Raw genomic sequence first — 18,659 nt, 5'->3', positions numbered from 1 at the left:
ACGCGGAGGCAGTGCGCGTTCAAGCCACGGGCCCGGGACGGGTCGATGGGGCCTTTCGTCCGGCGGTGGTCGATCCTTCTGCGGACACGGTGCCGCTGCGAGACGACGTGGCAACGTGCAGGTTCAGCGCTCTCCCGAAAGCGCGTCGGTCAGTCCGTGGGCGCCGGTGCGGTAGAGAGCATCGATGATGTCGAGGCACTGTGCGCGTACCTGGGCGTCACCTTGGCGGTACAGGCGGAGCACCGCCTCGATCAGATGACGCTGGATCAGGGCGTAGCCGCGTCGCTCTTCCCTGCTGCTCCGTTCGGAAACGGATGCCAGTGCCTGGCACGCCTCGATCGCCCGGGAAGGCAGCCGCGACGCCGAGCCGGCCAGGGCACGGGCCAGCGTCTCAGGGTGCTCCGGAAGAGCGGGGCTGCTCAGGAATGCGCCGATGAGGTCGTCCGCGGCGCCGGGCGGCAGCGACGCCACGTCGGTCATTGAGCCGGCTGCCGCTGCGCGTACCTCCGCATCGCCGTCGTGGAACATCCCCTGGAGCAACGATGCGCCGTACGTGGGATCCCCGGCAGCCGCCTCGGCGGCTCCCTGGCGTGCCGCCGTCCCGAACTCGGCGGGGTCGGCCGGCAGGCCGGGAATCAGCCGTCCCTGCATGCTGAGTACGGACCAGGTCGCTCCGGCGTGCCGGGCGGCTATCTCCGGTCCGTCGAGCGCCCGGAGCAGTTCCGGCGCGAAGCGCCGGGTGTCGCGGATCAGGACCCAGGTGAGCAGTCTGTGGGTGGTAAAGGCTTCGTGGATATCGACGGGTGCGTCGGTGAAGAGGTCTTCCGCCAGGTCGAGGGCGGTCTCCGGGGCATGACGCAGCAGGGCGACCACGGCCTCCGCAGCGCAGACGCGGACCGGCATGACCGGGTCCACGGCGAGTCTGCCGAGCAGCGGGAGGAGCCCTTGGGGTGCGGTATCCGCGGCCCGGAGCAGGGCGCCGACGGCGAGCGCGGCCTCTCCTCGCGTGGAGTTGATCCCCGCCGTCAGGAGGTCGCCACCGTAGGACTCCTGCCCGGGAACCGCCCCGGTTCGCGCCGCTTCGAAGTGGGGGTCCGGGTCGTCGGCACAGCTGACCATCAGGTCGATGGGGTCGGGGTGCCCCACGACTCCCGAGGCAGCGGTTTCGATCGCTCGGCAGACGGTTCTGCCTACGCTTGTCCCCACCAGGTGGCGGGCGTGAACGCAGAGCTCGAGCAGGCTGTCGGCATCCGTCTTTCCCGCGACCCCATTGATCACGGCGTCGAAGGCCGGAGCCGGAACCGTCTCATCGAAGGTAAGTGCCAGCCGGACGAACCGCTCTGGCTGTTGCTCGGCCATGGAGCCCAGCAAGGAGGCCAGTTCGCGGGCCCCACCCGTCGGGACGTCACCGTCCCAGTTGGTCTGTTCCGTGTCGTACTTCCTCAGTGCGCGCAGCCACTGCTCATCCGTCATGTGCTCACCCGCGGAGCGGGGCACCGGAGGACCCACGAGGTGGGCCGCTGAATTCCGGGGCCCCACCGGAGGATGCTGCCCGAACTTTCGTTCCAACTCGCCGATGCGCCTTTCCACGGCGGTGGTGCGGCGCTCCTCGTCGACCGCGTCGAGGAGCACGTACTGCGTCCGCCCGAACAGTTCACGGTTCTCGGGGATCCGCTCCCACCTGGGGACGAGGTGGAGCAGCAGGTGGACGAGCCGCTCCAGAGTGGCGTCCTCGCACCTCTGCGTCGCCGCGGCGATGAGTTCACGAGAACCCCAGCACGCGCTGTCCATCCAGCCGATACGCGCATGCTCAGGGTCGCTCATCAGCCAGGCGAGCGCTTCGTCCGGGCGGTTCCAGACCGTGTAGGTCCGGCAGATCAGGAAGTTGATGGCGCGCCCCGCACCCGCGGTGGTCAGGATTCCCATGGCCTTGGCGATGGAGGAGGGGTCCTGCTGCGCCATGGTCCGCAGGCTCTTGTGAACTGCCCCGTAAAGGGCTTCATCGAGGTCGGGCTGCAACTCGGAAGGAGGAAGCGCCCACCGGGGGCGCAGCAGTGACACGTCCGCGAGTGCCGTGTGGCTGGCCCTCGCCACGGCGACGACGAACGGCAGGACGTGTTCGAGCGCTGCCGAAGGGGCTGCCTCGGCCGCCTCGGTGACGAGCGTGCCGAGGCTGGTCCCTGCGCGAGTAGGCAGATGGCCGGAGGCGAAGGGGTCGCCGTGCTCCGCGGCGGCGGCCTGCCGCAAAGCGCGGGTGAGGAAGGCTCCCAGCACCTGAAGTGCCGCGACCGCGTCCTTGTCCGCGAGTTCTTCGAAGAGGCGCCAGAAGTCCGCCCCGACGTCGGAGGACCCGTCGGGCGCGACATCGAAGTCACCCCGGCCGATGAGCGCGAGGATCAGCATCAAGGCGTGCACCGAGGGCCGCGACTGGACCCAGGAGATGAGCCGCTGCCGCCATGGGCCGTCGGCGTCCCGATACCGTTCGAGGAGCTCCGTCACCCGGGCCGGATGGTGCTGGGTGCTCCACTCCAGGTGGGGGAGGACCAGCGGTACGACCTCGGGTGCGGCGAGCCACTTCTCCCAGCTCCCGGTGTCGGCCGCCTCGAACCAGGACGGCAGGGCCAGCAGACGGCGGAGGCTGTCCGCGGTCACGTCCTCGCCCCACGCGTGCGGTTCCAACGAGGCCCAGTCCTCGCTGGTGGCGTCGAGGTGTTCGAGTACGGCCAGGACCACGAACCGCAGGTGCGGCCGGACCAGGTCCGAGGTGAGCAGGCGGACCGTCGTGTCTCTGAAGGCGGTGCGGTCCGTGTCCCGCAGATGCTCCAGGATCTGGCGGGTCTGTGCCCGGCGGAACAGGGCCTGTCCGCTCGCCGCGAGGAAGTCATGGAGGTCGTGGCCGGCCAGGACGAAGGAGCGGGCGAAGAGATAGTCGAAGTACGTCTCGTGGAAGAACCCGATACGGCCGTTCTCCGCGTGGAGAAGGATTCCGGCCGAGGAGAGCACGGCCAGGTCGGTTCTGGCGAACCGGTCCAGGAGCGCGTAAGGAACGGTGACGGTCTCGCGTCGGCTCATCTCCTCGACCAGCTGCTGGGTGATGGCCGGCCAGGCCTCACGGGGGAGCGATCGCTCCGCCTCACGTCGCTTCTCGTCCGTGTACCGGTCGTAGAGGTCTTGCAGGCTCCGGTAGGCCGTCGTCCGTGCTGTCTTCGTCAGTCTGCTGAAGACGGCGAGATGCAGGGGGGTCCGCAGCAGGGCCAAAGTCTCCGCGCCCAGCCTCTCCGCAGGCGTGCCGCCGTGTTCGAGGACTGCGCGAACGGCTCGGTCTTCCAGGAGTCCCAGCGCGAACCGCTCGACCGTGTCCTCCTGGTCGACCAGACTCGTGAGCCGAGGGTCCTTTTCGACATCGACCGTCCGCGCCACCAGCACGACCTTGACGTTCGGCGAGGTGGCCAGCGCTTCCAGCATCTCGTCGACGGCTTCGAAGACTTCAGGGATGCGACCGCTGTAGCTGCTCACCGCGTCGAGCTGGTCCACGACCAGCAGGGCGGGACCGCCGTCCGCCACCTGGGCGATCAGCTCGGCGGGGGAGCTGGGAAGACGCAGCCGTAAGCCCACTGCCAGTGCGGTCCGGTCGTCCGCCTCCACCTCGTCCATCCGAAAGGGCAGGACCGGCCATCCCCGGTCGGCCGCGAGGCCGATGACCTCCTCGACGACGGCGGACTTACCCATTCCCGCGGGGCCCTCACAGACGAGGGTGGTAGGCCCGTCCCCTGCTGTCAGCCGGTCGAGCAACTCCTGTGCGTGGGACCGTGCGGCCAGGCCGAACGGAGGCCGGACGCGTCTGCCGCGCCGCAGGAAGCGCTGCCGGGCGGCCAGGACGGCCTCGCGGGCGGCGTCGGCCGCCTCCCGCGCGATGCGTTCTGTTGGGGGTGGGCCTGAATCACCCGGTCCGGTCAGCCCTGGGCCGGATCCGGCTGGAAAGGGGAGTTGAAGTTGACGTCTCCATTCACCAGGCCCACCGTGAGCGAGCCGTGGTCGGCCTGAAGCCGCACGTTCTCGCCGGCGATGACGCCGGGAGCCGGGGCAGCCGGGGCACCGCCGGCGGAGTGGTCGCGCACGAGACGCTGCAGGTGTGCGGCCGCAGGATGGCGTTCCTCGGCGGTCAACTGTTCCAGCACGGCGGTGAAACGGCCTTGCCAGGCCATCGCATGGCGGGCGGCGATCGTTCGGGACGAGGCATCGACGGCCGCCCGCAGCGCGGCCTCGGTCTCGGCCAGGCGGGCGAGGTCTGCCTGCGCGGCCTGCCCGTCCCGGGCGAGCCAGGAGGCCACCTGCTCCCCGAAGAGCGCCCAGTGATCGGTTCCGGCCGTCTCCACCACGGCCACACCGGCCTCTGCCGCGATCCTGCTCAGTGCTTCCGGTAACACCTGGCCCCTCCCACTCGGTCTTCGGCCCGTCGACACGATAGTCAGCTCGTGCGGTCGGCAGGGGTAATCACGGAAATCGTGTGATGCGGAACCGAATGTTTCGCATCGCCGAACGGGTTGGGTTCCGGAATCGGCATCACCGGCATCCCTGCACGTCGCCCGCCCGACTCCGGGCCGTGATCACACCAGGGAACTGCGGGCTGCGCAACGATTTCCCGCGCCCGAACAGAAGGAGGAAACATGAAACTTCGCTTTACCCGGCAGAACAACGCGTGGCCGTGCCAGAATCTTCTTCAGGAGGCGACCGAGGAGTAATCCGTCGTCCAGGGCGTTGGAAAGGTAGGAATATGGACGTCCCGTTACGTTTCGGTGCGGAGCTGCGTCGGCTGCGCGAAGAGGCGGGAATGACGCTGAAACAGCTGGCGAAAGTAACGACCTACAGCACAGGACACCTCTCCAAGATCGAGCGGGGAGTAAATCCCCCCACGATGAATCTGGCCCAGTGCTGCGATGCCTACTTCAATGCCGGGGGACGGTTGCGTCGACTGTTCTCGGCGGAGGATCAGCAGGCCGGAAGCAAGCCGAGGCCTGCGCGGCGCCGGGTGATCGTCACGGGAGTGGGCTCCCTGCTCGCCGCCCGTATCGTGGACGGTGGCGGAGCCGTTCATGTCGGCGGTCAGGACCTACCGCCGGGCGCCCTCTTCCAGGAACAGCTGCATCAGATGAAGCTGTTGGGCCAGAGCTTGGCGCCCGCCGCGATGCTGCCCGTTCTACGCTCACAGGCCTCCACCGTCACGGCGCTGGCCTCCCGGACCACCGGATCCTCCCGGGCCGGTCTGCTCATCACCGCATCCCGTTTCACCGAGTACATCGGATGGATGGCCCAGGAGAGCGGCGACGAGACCGCCGCGCTGCACGCCACGGCCGAGGCGGTGGAGCTGGCACGGGCCGGTGGAGACACGGACCTGGTGGACTACGCGCTGGTCCGCCGTGCGCTCGTCACCTACTACAACGGGAACGCGACCCGGACGATCGCACTCGCCCGCCAGGCCCAGCGCAGCGCCGCGCCCCCCAGGGTCAGAGGTCTGGCGGCCCAGCGCGAGGCCCAGGGCCATGCGCTCGCCGGCGACGAAAAGGCCTGCGGAAGGGCGCTGGACCGGGCGCGTGATCTCCTCGCCGCCGATGTGGGCCCATCGGCCGGACCGGTGCTCGGCACCACCCAGCTCAAGGACCCGGTCTCGATGGTGGAGGGGTGGTGCCTCTACGACCTGGGCCGCCCCGGTCGGGCCGCCGAAGTGCTGGAACGCGAGTGTCGACGCATCGCACCCCATGCACTGAACACCCGTGCACGGTACGGCCTCCGGCACGCCTTGGCGCTCGCCGCGTCGGGTGAGATCGAGAGGTCCTGTGAAACGGCCCGCGAACTGCTGGCCTTCATGAGCGTCGTTCCCTCGGCGACCGTCCGTACGGACGTGCGCCGGCTGGACCGTGAATGGTTGCGGTTCCGGGGAAACCCGGCGGTGCGCGGGCTCCGTCCCGCACTCGCCAACGTACTCGGCACTGGCCGCTGACGGTCGTTTCCAGCCATGGCGGTTTCGGCCGCATAGCGCGCAGGCCGCTTTTCGCTCTGCCGGGACTTCTTCCACCTGCTCGAGCTTTCGGCGGCCCGGCGGCATTCATTTGCTTTTCCCGCCTCCAATGGGGTCATCACCAAGAAGGGATTCCGCATGCCTTTGATCTTTGTGAATTATCGAACCAATGACGAAGAAGCCACCGCCACACTCGTGGACAGGGAGCTCTCCAGGGTGTTCGGCAATGACAATGTCTTCCGGGCGAGCAAGTCCATCGGGCTGGGAAGCCGGTTCCCCCAGGAGCTGCTCACGGCGGTTCGGCGCAGCAGCGTGCTGCTGGCCGTCATGGGGCCCCGCTGGCTGCAGCCGGGAGACCCTGATGGCCCGAGCCCCTTGGAGGACCAGGACGACTGGACCCGGCGAGAGATCCGGGAAGCGCTCGAGACGGGGGCCGTGGTCATCCCTCTGCTGGTCGGCGGCGCCAAGAGGCTGCGCTCACAGGACCTTCCCGAGGACATCGAGGCGCTGGCCTCCTGCCAGTACCGGCGGCTCAGCCACCGCAATGCGGACGCCGATCTGATGGGGCTGGCCGACGACCTCGTGGAGCTGTTGCCCGAGCTCGAAGCCGCCGCCCGCAGCAACGGCTACCGACCACGTTCGGCGGTGTCGGCGGCCGACCGGGACGGTGGGACGGACGGGGCCAAGAGCGCCCGGGTGCAGGCAAGGGTGATCAAGCATCGCCAGCACGGAGGGATCGGCAATGTCAACGGAGACTTCTCCGGAACCTTCGTCAGTGAGCCCCAGGGCCCGGTCCACACCGGGAGCGGACACCTGTATCAGGCGCGTGAGCAGTACCTGGGCCCGCGTATCTCCGGCGACGGAGGCCCTGTGCAGTACGTGGGCGAGAACCACGGGGAAGTCCGGCAGCGGGCGGACCGGAACGTACGGCCTCTGGACGAGGAACGGTGATCGGCACGGGTGGCACGTCGATCAGCGACCCGCAGGGGCCGGTGCACAGCGGTGGCGGTGACCAGAACAACATCTACTACTACTCGGTCGGCCCGCGAGAACCCCTGGTCAGGACCGGGGTCGACCGGCTGGAGATCGTACGCGAGCACCGGCGTCGGCTCGCCAAGTGCTTCGTATGGCCCGGCGGATACGCCCGGGCGGCCGACCGGCTGGCGCAGCCCGGTGCGGCGGTGCTGCTGGAAGGCCCGCCCGGCATCGGCCGGCGCTCCGCGGCGACCATGCTGTTGATAGGGGCGTCGGTGCCGGGCAGCCGCATCGAGGAGTTGCCGACGGTCAGGGAGGAGGAGCCTCTCGACCCGTCGCCCGATGACCGCTACCTGCTGGACCTGTCGAGCATCGGCGACGGAGACTATCCGGCCGCTCAGCGCACGCTCATGTCCTACTGCGCGCTGGTCGAGAAGAGCGGTGCCCGGCTCGTCGCCGTATCTCCGTCAGGCTTGGAATGGATGCTCGACGCTGAACTCGCCCCCTTGGCCGTGCATCTCCAACGGCCGAGCGGGCGGGCGGTCTTCAGCCGGCACCTGAGGGTGCGGGGTGTGGGGTTCGCGTACGAACAGCTGGACCACGGCGACCTGCCGCATCTGTTCGAGACCGCTCCGATGGGGGAGCTGGACCGTCTGGCGGGCCTGGTGGTCCAGGCCCGGGACCGGGCCCGGCGAGGCACGGAATTCGAGCACTGGCGGGAGGAGGCCGTGGCCGCCGCGACCAACTGGTCGCAGCAGGTGGCCGGAGACCTGCGGCAGCACCGGGATGCCGAGGAACGCGCACTGCTGCTCGCGGCGAGCATGACGAGTGGCGGACCGGCGGACACGGTGCTGAGCGCCGCGCACAGCCTCCTGGGCGTTCTGGGGCACCCTCAGGACGAAACGCCCAGGCTGGCTCGGGCGGGTCTGGGCGAACAGTTCGAGGAGCTGTCCCTCGTTCGGGAGGACGACGGGCGGGTGCGGTTCGTCAGGCTCGCCTACGACGACGCTGTCAGACGGCACTTCTGGGAGAACTTTCCCGACCTCCGCGCGGACTTCCGGAGCTGGGTGGGGGAGTGCATGGAGCTTCCCGGCCTCGGGGCGGAGGACCGTGCGCGTCTGGTCAGCCGCTTCGCGGAACAGGCCCTGCGGACCGATCGGCCCGATGATCTGCACCTGCTCATAGAGAAGTGGACCCAGCCCTCGGCAGGGGGCCGGCTGCGGGCCGAGGCCGCAGCGGCGCTCGAGTTGGGCCTCAGCCACGAGCGATACGGGTCGCGGTTCCGTTCGCATGTCTACCAGTGGGTGACCACGGCGCGCATAGAGCCCGATCTCGCGCGGGTGCTGACGGTCGTGTGCCGGCAGGTGATGGCTGTCACCCATCCGGAGCAGGCCATGGTCCGGCTCAGGCATCTCACCCTGCGGCAGGAGAACCCCGAGGACATCAAGGAGGGTGCCCGCTCCGCTCTCCTGGAGCTGGCGCGCGGCAACCGCCGGCTGTACGGGCGGCTGGTGCACCGCCTCCTGCCGCGGGCGAGACCGGTGGACGGCGGCCTGGACGTACTGCTGGCGCTGCTCGACCCCGCTGAACGGCGCGTCGACCCGCCCTGGCAGGCGTTCGTCCTCGCCTGGCGGGCCGTGATGGCGGGGAAACCGGCGCGCGCCTGGTCCCCGGCGGCCCAGCGCTGGCTCGCCGCTCTGACGCTGCGGCAGGTGGGGGACGAGGTCCTGAACGCGTTGCTGATCGCGGCCTACGGAGACAGGGATCTGTTGAACCAGCTCTACGTGGCGACGTGCGACTGGGCCGATTCGGAGCCCGTCGACATGCCTGAGGAATTCCGGGCGCAGCGTGACGACCGCGTGCGGACCGCCGACCGGTTCTGCCGGGAGATCGACCTTGCACAAGGAGTCGGAGGCCTCTCCTCCGCTACAGGTGCACGAGGGACAGAGGAAGGGCCATGAACACCCAGCACATCACGCGTCTTCTCTCCGCCGGACTCGTTCTCGCCGTCCTGGCGGTGGGAGCCGCGCTCGGCTGGCCGCTCTGGCTGTGGTTCCTCCTGGCCTCGCTCATCGCCGCTGCTCTGCTGATCGATATGCGGGTGTCGCGTGCGGAGGCTAGCCGGCCGACAGCTCAGGACCTGGACGAGTCGACCCCCGAGCCGCCGACCGAAGTCCCTTACCAGGAGACGTCGATCGTGGTGGTGCCCGTCCAGAGCGCCGTCGACGACTGCCCCTTCCTGTTCTCCGCCGTCGTCTGGTGGCGGCCGGCCGGAAGGTTCGCTCTCTCGACGCACGGCAACCCGGCCGCGCTGGCCGCCACATCCGTCCTGCAACGAGTGCAGAACATGACGCTGACCGAGGATCCCGGCCGGTGCACGTTCCTGGAGCGTTCGCTGGAGGGACTGCTGGGAACACCCTCTCTCGATGATTCGGGGCTGGTGGTGGCCTTCGCCACGGACGTCCGGCTGGTCCTGCGGCCGAGGGACCAGCGGCATCTGGAAGAGCTGGACGGTCTCCGCAAGGCCATGGGCAGCTGGGAGAGCCGACGGCAGCACGAGCGCAACCTCCGGGAGTACCTGGGGGAAGACGTTCTACGGAGCCCCGGCAACGCCGTGGTCTGGTGGATGGCCCGCCACGACGACGAGATCGAGCGCGCGGTGGACATGATCGCTCCTCTGACGGTCCTGTCCGCCGCCGCCAACGACGAGGAGATTCCCGAGGAGTACCGGGACCTGTTCCGGGACCGTGGAAAGCCGGTGGAAGGGGAGCCGATGAGCGGATTCGACCACCCGGAGCCGGGCGATGGGCAGGCCCCGTCGGGCCATGGGCCGATCCGTTCGGCGGCGGGGCAGGAGCAGCCGCCGACCGACAGCCTGGCGGCCTGGCTGGACGGCGAGGGGTTCACCGACGGGTCGGACGAGACCAGGGTGTTCCTTGACCGCCTCGCGCGTATGTCGGACGCGGCGGGCCGGCCGGAGGCCGCGGAGAACATTCGCAGACATATGCGCCGGGCCGACCACGAGGGTGGGCGAACTCCTGCAGACCCCTTCGAAGAGGCCGCCACGGAGGATCCGCCGCCGCCCGGACCCGCTTCCTCTCCGCCGCCTCCGTACGGCGGAGACGCGGCCGGCCACCCGACCGACGCGGCGGAACCGTCGAGCACCGGGAGCCGGCAGACGACTCGGGAAGGCATGGCCTCCGAAGCGAACGGCACCACCCGCCAGTTCGACCCCGGCGCCTGGGCGCGGGGCGACACCGGCCCGGAGTGGCCCGGGGGTGAGCGATGAGTCCGTGCCCGTCCGCCGATGTCTTCACCCGCATCTGCAGGTCCGTGGAGGAGCGGTACGCCCACGGCCGGCCGCTGTGCGGCGGTTCGGACACACAAACGGAGCCACACTGTGCCGGAACAGGCATCTCGCTGGACGATCTGCGATACCAGGCCCTCCGAGCAGAACCGGACCACCCTGACCGGATCGCTCACTGGCGGCACATCACCGACCACATCCGGCGGGACCTGGAGAAGGATGCGGAGAGCGGACGGAGTTGGACGCTTCTCGCCGTGTGGCTGCTCGCGCCGCGCTTGAGAGGAGCGGCGTACTCGCTCTCCCGCCGCACCGGGGCCGAGCACGCCGACGTGTGTTCCGCCCTGCTGCAAGGAACGTTGGAGGGTGTGCGAACCCTCGGCCGGGTGGACGCATCGGCCGCAGAGCAGTACCTGGTCGATGCGGCTTTCGACGCCGGGTGGCGGACAGGCCGCCGTAGTCCGGAGGAGATGCCGGTGGGGGAGTGGGGAACGGTGGAGGAGCCGGTAGGGCCCGATCCGCTGGCTATCGCAGCCGATGAAGTCGTACGCGTCGAGAGGATGTCCAGGACTCTCGCCCAGCAGGCACAGGGCGAACGCCTCGGTTCGCTGGCGTACCGACTGGGCCTTCTGGCCCATGTGCGCCAGATACGTCAACGTGGGCGACGCCGAGCGAGTCGTGGCGTCGAGCCCGTGGTGAGCGAGCAGTTGGACCTGTTCGGGATGCGGGGGCCCGCCCGATGAAGCGCCATCGTGATGAGTCCGTCGCCTTCTCCGCTGTGTTCGGACTTCCGGCGGAAGTGGGGATGCGCATGGCCGCGGAGGCGTTGAGCCTGGGTCTGAGCACGGCGTACAAGCGGGCGAGGAGCGGGGAATTCCCCTGCCCGCTAAGGAAAGTCGGGCGACGGTACGTCGTGCGGCTGACGGACCTGATGCGGGCTCTCAGCATCCAGGACGTGCGCGTGCACTACGACGATTTCGAAGCGGGTGCGCGGATCGCGCGTGGCCGGGCCGACGCCTGGTACTGAACAGAGGGCGGCGGGGCCGGGACGGTGCATGTCCACTCCCGGTCCCGTTCTCCACGTGCTCGCAGAGTCAGGCAGCGGGCGTCGGCAGCCGGTGTCCGGCGGGCACCGGGCCCCGACGCGACGCGTGGCAGAGGTCCGACGTTCGGGGCGGCGACCATGGCCCCCGAGACCGCAGGGCGCCGCCCAGGGTGACCGCCGGCCCGTACTCCGTGACGGTGCAGGGCAGACACTCATGGTCGACGGCGTCGTACACCACGATCACGTTGGGATGTCTGACGCGGGCGCCGGGGTGCGCCGTCCCATCTGTCGGTGATCACCGTCTGTGTGTCGTCCACCCGCCTGGCCCTGACCTCCGGTGTCGACCGCCTCGGTGCTGGAATGGCGACCATGGCCGACATGTCGCCCCGCCCTGGACCTGGATCACGTGAAGCCCACGCCACCGACCTGATCGTCATCGGCGGTGGCCCGGCCGGCTGCGCCGCCGCGCGTACAGCCGCGAGCGTGGGCCTGCGCTCGGTCCTGATCGAGCCGGACACCCTCTGCCGCAACCTCTACCGCATCCCGGCCCTGAACAACGTCCTCGGCGGCCACACCAGCGGCCCCGCGCTTGCCGAAGCCATCACCGAGGAACTGGCGAACACGGAGCTGTGCCACCTGGAACTCGGCTGCCACGTCATCGAACTCCGCGTCGCCGACGACCAGGTCGCCATCACCCTCGACACAGGTCGGCACCTGACGGCCCCGTACGCGGTCGTCGCCACCGGAGTCGGCCCCCTCCAGCCCGGCGACGTCCCCTGGACCACCGCCCCCAGGGACCTCACCCTGCCCCCGCTCTGGCAGGCCGGCCCGGACGACGCCGAAGGCCGTACGCTCCTCGTCCTCGGCGGCGACCGCCCGATCGGCACCTTCCTGCGAGCCCACCCGGCCACCGCCACCCGCCTGCTCGTGGCCTACCCGCAGACCGACGCGTACAAGACCGAGGAGATCCGGGACGACCCCCGCGTCACGCTCCTGCCCGTTGAGCACCTGACGCTGCACCCTTCGGACGGGACCACGGTGACGGCCGACGTAATCACCCCGCACGGCCGACGGCACACGATCACGGCGGACACCGTCCACCTCAGCCTCGGCAGCGCGCCCACCGCCCCCACGGGCGACCTGGTCCGGGGCACCGACGGCTACTGCCCGCCCACCGGCCAACACCCGCGCATCATGGTGGCAGGCGACCTGCGCTCGCCCCGCTTCCAGCGGATCATGACGGCCATGGGCTCCGGCAGCGAGGCCGCGCTGCGCGCCTACTACGCGGCGCGGGAGCTCTTGTTAGGGACTTGGCAGGTGGCCGCCGGCTGAAGCCGCTCAGGCGCCGCGCGCCCGCAGAATTCCCTCGACGCCCAGGAGGAAGGTCTCGGCGATCGGCTTCGGGTCGGAGAGGCAGCCGGCGGCCATGGCGCCGTCGCGGAGCATGACGAGGTGCCGGCCGGCTCCGTCGGCGGGCTGGTCGCCGACTTGCGCCAGCAACTCGGTGACGGTGTCCAGGAACCACTGGCGGTGGGCCATGACGGCCTGGTGGATGGGGTGGGCGGGGTCGGGGTATTCGGCCACCGCGTTGAGGAAGGCGCAGCCGCGGAAGCCGGGGTTCTGAATGCCTCCGGTGATGAACCGGCCGACCGCCCGGACCGCGTCGGCCGCCGACTCCTCGCCCGCCCGCGCGGCCTCGATGCCCGCCCGGATCCCCTGGTCGGCCTGGTCGAGGTAGGCGAGGACGAGCTCTTCCTTGCCGGTGAAGTGCCGGTACAGCGTGGCGCGGGTGACCTGCGCCTCCGCGATGATCCGGTCGACGCCTACGGAGTGGATGCCCTCCGCGTAGAAGATGCGCGTCGCCGTGTCCAGCAGCCGCGCCCGCGCCGCCGACGTGCTGCTTCCGCCCGTGCCCTCACTCATGCGGTCAGGCTACCGCACCGATGAGGGAGAACGTTCGGTCTTGACGGTCCGGTCCGCGCCTCCTTCAATACAAAGAGACCGAACGTTCTCCCTCGCCAGCGTGACGCCTCTCTCCTCCTGGATGGAACTTCCGTGGACACTCTCACCGCCACCGCTCCCACCGGCGTCCCCACTGCCCTGCGCAAGCTGTACTTCCTGCGCTTCGGATTCGCCGCGGTGTGGGCGGCCCTGCTGTTCGCGACCGCCGACACACTGGGCGCGCTCACCGCCACGCTGCTGGTGATCTACCCCTTGTTCGACGTGGCGTGCGCGGTCATCGACCTCCGCTCCGCCCGGGCGAACGCCCAACCGGTACGCGGCCTGTACGTGAACATCGCGCTCAGCACCCTCACCACCATCGGCCTCGCCGTCGCCGCCACGTCCGGCATCCCCGCCGTTCTGCGGGTCTGGGGCGTCTGGGCCATCACCGCGGGAGTCGTCCAACTCCTCGTCGGCGCCGCCCGACGCCACCTCGGCGGCCAGTGGGCGATGATCGCCAGCGGAGCGATCTCCACCCTCGCCGGCGCCTCGTTCTTCGCCCAGGCGGGCGCGGACGACGCCTCCCTGACCAACCTGGCCGGCTACGCCTTCATCGGCGGCGTCTTCTTCCTGGTCTCCGCCCTTCGTCTGGCGCGGACCCGCGAGGTGTGAGACCCCGCAACGACCGAGTCCGCCGACGTCGAGGGAGCCCAGGGATCAGACGCCGGCAGGGTCGGACGCGGCATCCCGGCCGCTCGGCTCTTCCTCTCCATGGGGTTGGGCGGGGATCTCGACGGGATGGGTGCAGCGCCACACGGTGTCCGCGCCGGTCTCGGGGTGGACGGTCTCCTTGAGGCCCAGGTGGTCGCATTGGGTGCACGCACCGATGACTTCGCGGGCGTACACCCGGCGGATGTCGGCGTGCAGCCGCCGGAAACAGGCGAGCGCCAGGGGCGATGCGTGCCAACGCGGGGCCTCGTACTCGGGGATGGAATGGTGCAGCTCGATCGCCTTGTCGATCTTGCCGTTGAGGCTGGTCACCGAGGCGGACGCCGCCTCCGGTGGCCCCATCCGGGGATTGCGCTCCTTCCACGCCGCGGCGGAGTCGGCAGCCCGCCAGGCGAAGCAGATCATCTGACCGGAGGTGTACCCGTGAGCGAAGCCCTTCCGGATCACGTCGGCGAGCTCCTCGCGCCGCGCTTCGGGCACCGCGGGATAGCCGTACTTCTTGGTGAGCAGGTTGTCGAGGTAGCCGGAGATGTCGAGGACCTCCAGCCGGTCCACCAGCGCGGTGAAGGCCTCACGCGCCTCAGCCGGCTCAGGACCGGGCCGAGTCCGGAGGTCATCCTCGATCTTCGTGACGCGCTCCTGCGCGGCGGTCAGGCCACCGACCACCCGCCACGCGACTTCGGTGGAGAAGAAGGCGATGCCGTCGCCGTCCTGAGAGAGAGTGAACGCCTGCGGCGGACTTTCCGGCGCGAGGGCCAGCAGTTTCGCGTGGTAGAGATCGGACAGGAGTTCTCTGTCCTGCTCGGCATCACCTGTCCAACCCAAGGGGCCGGTACTCGTGAGACTGGGAAGCGGCTTGCCGGGATTACGTGTGGCATAGCTGATCAACGCCACGTAGAGGGCAAGGGCCAGAGGGCTGTCCTTCGGGAGGGGATCGGCCGGCTCGGTCTTTCTCCCCTCGTCCGCAAGGACGTGAGCTACCAGACGCTGGAGCCTTTCAGCCTGCTGCTGCTCATGTTCCCGCTCGATGCGCTTCTGTTCGGCGGCGCGTTGTTTCCGCTCGGTCTCCTCCTGCTGCCGGATTTTCGTGCACTCTCCGCAGAGGTACGCGGGAGCCTCCGCGTCGAGGTTCTTCCCGCCGACCTTGTTGGCCCAGGACCGATTGGTGACGGAGATCGGTTCGGAGCAGTTCGCGCACGGGCAGTTGAGGAGCGTGGCGTACGAGTGCGCTGCGGCCACCGCGCTGATGTCGCCGGCCACGCCGATGCTGCCGACGGTCCGGGCCCAGGTTCCGTCGTCCTTGATCTCCCAGTAAAGGGCACTGATTCTCTGGGCGTCCTCCGGAGCATCGTGCTTGATCACGACGCGGAGGCGGGGAGCGTCCAAGGGAAACTCGCGAACGATCGGCTCCGGAGTAACCGGTCGCCGTGGTGATGGGTTCTTGCCCCGTTCCCGCTTGCGGCGGCGTTCGCGCTTACCCATGCGTCTGTCCCTGGCTCATAGGTGGATGGTGACGCAACTCCGGGTCGGCAGGGCGGTTTTCTGACAATTTCCATGCCTTCGGGAGCGTATGGAGGAACGTGCGCTCGGCGGCGCTCTGTTGAATGTCCGTCACCATCCCTACGGTTGAGAGATGGCCAATGGGGTGTGGCACACCGGATATGGCATAGAGATCAATCTGTCTCTGCCCGACCTCGGGCACCCGTACCGTCCCGGTCTCCTCCGGGAGATCACCGCCAGTGTCTCCGAGCGCGACCCACAGCTGCTCGAATGCCTGGCGCACCATGACAAGCGCGAGTGCCTGTCGGAGTCGGGTGGGAAGTCGCCCTGGATGTTCATCCGCCGAGGGCGCGTCGGCGGCCGGCGGCCGCTCGTCGCCTCGCATCTGCCGATCACGCACAAGGCGACTCCGGAGGAGAGCGCCCAGCACAAGGCCACCAAGGAGCGGGTCGTCGCGACCGCAGGGCGGTACGGCCTGGACGCCGAGGCCGAGGTTCCCGTCGCCAACCGGCGGAGCGTCTCGGACGCCGTCGTCACCGGCCCCGCCGGACTGAGGGTCGGCTGGGAGTTCCAGTACCACCACCTCAGCCCCAGCAGCGTGCACCGGCGGTCGGTCAACGCCGTGGAGAACGGCATCACTCCGCTCTGGGTGGCGAAGAACCGGACGGCTTCCCTGATCGACCGGGCCCCGTGGGCGCGCGTGGACGACATGCCGTGGAGGGACATCGCCGGCGGCAGGGAGATGGTGATCCGCGGCGGGTACCGGCACCTCGAAGTCTGGAGGTGCGTCCCGAGCAGCGAGCGCCACTGCCTCGTCAGCGAGGGGGCAGGCCACTGTGGTGCGATCCATGCGGACTGGTTCGTACCGGCGCTGTGCCTCCCGGAGAGAAAGCCGGTCCTCATCGAGGACCTGGTCCTGCGGAGCGCTACGGGGGAGAGCGTTCCGGTCTACGTGCCCAGTCGGGGGAGCGGCCGCGCCGGACGGCACATGTGGGTGTCGGCGGCCGATCGCGCGCTGTGTGCGCCGGCTGCCGCCAGATGATGCGCCGGTACGGGCCGCACGCAGCCATGTACTGCAACGCCTGCCGGGCCACCCTCAACGGGCGGTAGGCGACAACGGCAACCACCAACGCCGTAGGGCCCCACCGCAAGCGGTGGGGCCCTACAACGTATTGCCCGGTGAGAGCAATGGCGGAGGATACGAGATTCGAACTCGTGAGGGGTTGCCCCCAACACGCTTTCCAAGCGTGCGCCCTAGGCCACTAGGCGAATCCTCCGCCGCAAACAATACAAGACGTTGGAGGGTGCTCGCGAACACGTTCGCCGAAGATCGTCCGGAGGGGCCGTGCAGGTCGTCCGCCGGGGCGGTCGGGTGGACGGGCGGGTGGACCGGACGGGGTGGGGATCCGCTAAGGTGGGCGTCAGCCCCTCACGTGGCGCTATCTGACTGAACTCCCCCAGGGCCGGAAGGCAGCAAGGGTAGGTTGGCTCTGGCGGGTGCGTGGGGGGCCCTTTGCGTTCCGGGGCCGGGACTGGGCCAGGTGCGGGGTTCCGGGCCGTCTTCCGGTGGCTGAGCTGGGCCGGGAGCCTGCGCGTGGGCCGTGTGGGGTTGGTTGTCAGTCCGCCCCGATAACCTCGTAGATGTGTCGTCCCTTGCGCTGTACCGCCGCTACCGCCCCGAGTCGTTCGCCGAGGTCATCGGTCAGGAGCATGTCACTGACCCGCTCCAGCAGGCCCTGCGGAACAACCGGGTCAATCACGCGTACCTGTTCAGCGGGCCGCGTGGCTGTGGAAAGACGACCAGTGCGCGCATCCTCGCCCGCTGTCTGAACTGCGAGCAGGGGCCCACGCCGACCCCGTGCGGGGAGTGCCAGTCGTGCAAGGACCTCGCGCGCAACGGGCCGGGGTCCATCGATGTCATCGAGATCGACGCCGCTTCGCACGGTGGTGTGGACGACGCCCGTGATCTGCGCGAGAAGGCGTTCTTCGGGCCCGCCTCCAGTCGCTACAAGATCTACATCATCGACGAGGCCCACATGGTCACCCCGGCGGGGTTCAACGCCCTGCTGAAGGTGGTCGAGGAGCCGCCGGAGCACCTCAAGTTCATCTTCGCGACCACCGAGCCCGAGAAGGTCATCGGGACGATCCGGTCGCGTACGCACCACTATCCGTTCCGGCTCGTTCCCCCGGGGACCCTGCGCAGCTATCTGGCCGATGTGTGCGGGCGGGAGAACAGTCCTGTCGAGGACGGTGTCCTGCCGCTCGTCGTGCGGGCCGGCGCCGGGTCCGTGCGTGACTCCATGTCCGTCATGGACCAGCTGCTCGCCGGTGCGGGTGACGACGGTGTGACATACGCCATGGCCACCTCGCTCCTCGGATACACCGACGGCTCGCTGCTCGACTCGATCGTCGACGCCTTCGCCGCCGGTGACGGGGCCGCCGCCTTCGAGGTCGTGGACCGGGTCATCGAGGGCGGCAACGACCCGCGACGGTTTGTGGCGGACCTGTTGGAGCGGCTGCGCGATCTGGTGATCCTCGCCGCCGTGCCGGACGCGGGGGAGAAGGGGCTCATCGACGCCCCCGCCGATGTCGTCGAGCGTATGCAGGCCCAGGCCTCCGTCTTCGGTGCCGCCGAGCTCAGCCGCGCCGCCGACCTGGTCAACGACGGGCTCACCGAGATGCGCGGCGCCACCTCGCCGCGCCTCCAGGTGGAGCTGATCTGCGCCCGGGTCCTGCTTCCCGCCGCCTTCGACGACGAGCGGTCGATGCAGGCCCGGCTCGACCGGCTGGAGCGGGGTGCGTCTGCCGCTGCCGCCTCGTTCGCGGTGCCGCCCGCCGCCGCTGTGCCCATGGGGTACGTCCCCGGGCCCGAGGCCCACGCCCCGCAGGCCCACGTGCCCCAGGCCGCACCTGCCGCCCCCGCCGGTCCGGACGCCGCCCGTGCCGCCGTACGAGGTGAGGCGCCGGCCCCCGCGCCTGCCGCCTACGCGCCGCCCGCCGCCGAGCCCGCCCCGCAGCCCCCCGCCGAAGCCCCGGCCCCCGCCCAGCGGCCCGGCTCCTGGCCCACCGCCGCAGGGGGCGAGCAGGCCCGGCGCCCCGGCGGCTGCCCTGCCGCGTCCGCCCCCGGCAGCGGCCCCGCCACCCCGCCC

General features: G+C 69.9%; 14 protein-coding genes, 1 tRNA gene and 1 other RNA gene. 11 read left to right on the top strand and 5 right to left on the bottom strand.

Annotated elements, in window-relative coordinates:
- Positions 1 to 123: 123 nt before the first annotated feature.
- On the bottom strand, positions 124 to 3,729 hold the full coding sequence (locus IF17_RS0105495) for a hypothetical protein (protein WP_030562734.1): 3,606 nt from the start codon (positions 3,727 to 3,729) through the stop codon (positions 124 to 126).
- A 224-nt stretch (positions 3,730 to 3,953) separates the two neighbouring features.
- Positions 3,954 to 4,385, bottom strand: coding sequence for a hypothetical protein (locus IF17_RS0105490; protein ID WP_244890420.1), 432 nt, complete (start codon positions 4,383 to 4,385; stop codon positions 3,954 to 3,956).
- A gap of 389 nt (positions 4,386 to 4,774) precedes the next feature.
- Here IF17_RS0105490 and IF17_RS0105485 point away from each other — a divergent pair, with 389 nt between their 5' ends.
- From IF17_RS0105485 to IF17_RS0105455, 7 genes are all read left to right on the top strand, one after another.
- Complete coding sequence (locus IF17_RS0105485) at positions 4,775 to 5,998, top strand: helix-turn-helix domain-containing protein (protein WP_030562730.1); 1,224 nt, start codon at positions 4,775 to 4,777, stop codon at positions 5,996 to 5,998.
- 156 nt (positions 5,999 to 6,154) lie between these two features.
- Positions 6,155 to 6,967 (top strand): toll/interleukin-1 receptor domain-containing protein, encoded by an 813-nt coding sequence (locus tag IF17_RS0105480; RefSeq protein WP_030562728.1) that lies wholly within the window; start codon positions 6,155 to 6,157, stop codon positions 6,965 to 6,967.
- Complete coding sequence (locus tag IF17_RS0105475; protein ID WP_051883893.1) at positions 6,964 to 8,952, top strand: hypothetical protein; 1,989 nt, start codon at positions 6,964 to 6,966, stop codon at positions 8,950 to 8,952. The genes IF17_RS0105480 and IF17_RS0105475 overlap by 4 nt, the downstream gene beginning before the upstream one ends.
- On the top strand, positions 8,949 to 10,280 hold the full coding sequence (locus IF17_RS0105470) for a hypothetical protein (protein WP_051883892.1): 1,332 nt from the start codon (positions 8,949 to 8,951) through the stop codon (positions 10,278 to 10,280). Before IF17_RS0105475 ends, IF17_RS0105470 begins: the two co-directional genes overlap by 4 nt.
- Before the next feature lie 44 nt (positions 10,281 to 10,324).
- On the top strand, positions 10,325 to 11,038 hold the full coding sequence (locus IF17_RS0105465; RefSeq protein WP_237667129.1) for a hypothetical protein: 714 nt from the start codon (positions 10,325 to 10,327) through the stop codon (positions 11,036 to 11,038).
- A complete protein-coding gene (locus IF17_RS0105460) occupies positions 11,035 to 11,322 on the top strand; it encodes a helix-turn-helix domain-containing protein (protein ID WP_030562720.1) in 288 nt (95 codons plus the stop codon). Before IF17_RS0105465 ends, IF17_RS0105460 begins: the two co-directional genes overlap by 4 nt.
- Positions 11,323 to 11,718: 396 nt before the next feature.
- Complete coding sequence (locus tag IF17_RS0105455) at positions 11,719 to 12,672, top strand: FAD-dependent oxidoreductase (protein ID WP_051883900.1); 954 nt, start codon at positions 11,719 to 11,721, stop codon at positions 12,670 to 12,672.
- 6 nt (positions 12,673 to 12,678) lie between these two features.
- Here IF17_RS0105455 and IF17_RS0105450 read toward each other — a convergent pair whose 3' ends face one another.
- Positions 12,679 to 13,263 carry a TetR/AcrR family transcriptional regulator gene (locus tag IF17_RS0105450; RefSeq protein WP_030562716.1) on the bottom strand — a complete coding sequence of 195 codons (585 nt, stop codon included), beginning with the start codon at positions 13,261 to 13,263 and terminating at the stop codon, positions 12,679 to 12,681.
- A gap of 132 nt (positions 13,264 to 13,395) precedes the next feature.
- Between IF17_RS0105450 and IF17_RS0105445 the strand changes: the two genes are divergently transcribed.
- Positions 13,396 to 13,953: a hypothetical protein gene (locus IF17_RS0105445; RefSeq protein WP_030562714.1), complete on the top strand. Its 558-nt coding sequence runs from the start codon at positions 13,396 to 13,398 to the stop codon at positions 13,951 to 13,953.
- Between the two features lie 45 nt (positions 13,954 to 13,998).
- On the opposite strand, the gene IF17_RS0105440 is transcribed toward IF17_RS0105445, so the two are convergent.
- Entirely contained in the window at positions 13,999 to 15,492 is a 1,494-nt protein-coding gene (locus IF17_RS0105440) for a hypothetical protein (protein ID WP_244890418.1), read from the bottom strand.
- 151 nt (positions 15,493 to 15,643) lie between these two features.
- Here IF17_RS0105440 and IF17_RS01000000136160 point away from each other — a divergent pair, with 151 nt between their 5' ends.
- Positions 15,644 to 16,552, top strand: a complete 909-nt coding sequence (locus tag IF17_RS01000000136160) for a competence protein CoiA family protein (RefSeq protein WP_244890417.1) — start codon at positions 15,644 to 15,646, stop codon at positions 16,550 to 16,552.
- Positions 16,553 to 16,699: 147 nt separating this feature from the next.
- Here IF17_RS01000000136160 and IF17_RS0105430 read toward each other — a convergent pair.
- Positions 16,700 to 16,787 (bottom strand) — tRNA-Ser (locus IF17_RS0105430).
- Between the two features lie 143 nt (positions 16,788 to 16,930).
- Between IF17_RS0105430 and ffs the strand changes: the two genes are divergently transcribed.
- An RNA gene (gene ffs, locus IF17_RS1000000137330) (signal recognition particle sRNA small type) lies at positions 16,931 to 17,027 on the top strand.
- 126 nt (positions 17,028 to 17,153) lie between these two features.
- Positions 17,154 to 18,659, top strand: a 1,506-nt coding sequence (locus IF17_RS0105425) for a DNA polymerase III subunit gamma and tau (protein ID WP_030562710.1), incomplete at its 3' end; no start/stop codon positions are given.

It is taken from the genome of Streptomyces cyaneofuscatus, from assembly GCF_000718135.1.
Lineage (GTDB): Bacteria > Actinomycetota > Actinomycetes > Streptomycetales > Streptomycetaceae > Streptomyces > Streptomyces cyaneofuscatus.
This window is presented reverse-complemented; position numbering and strand designations above follow the sequence as displayed.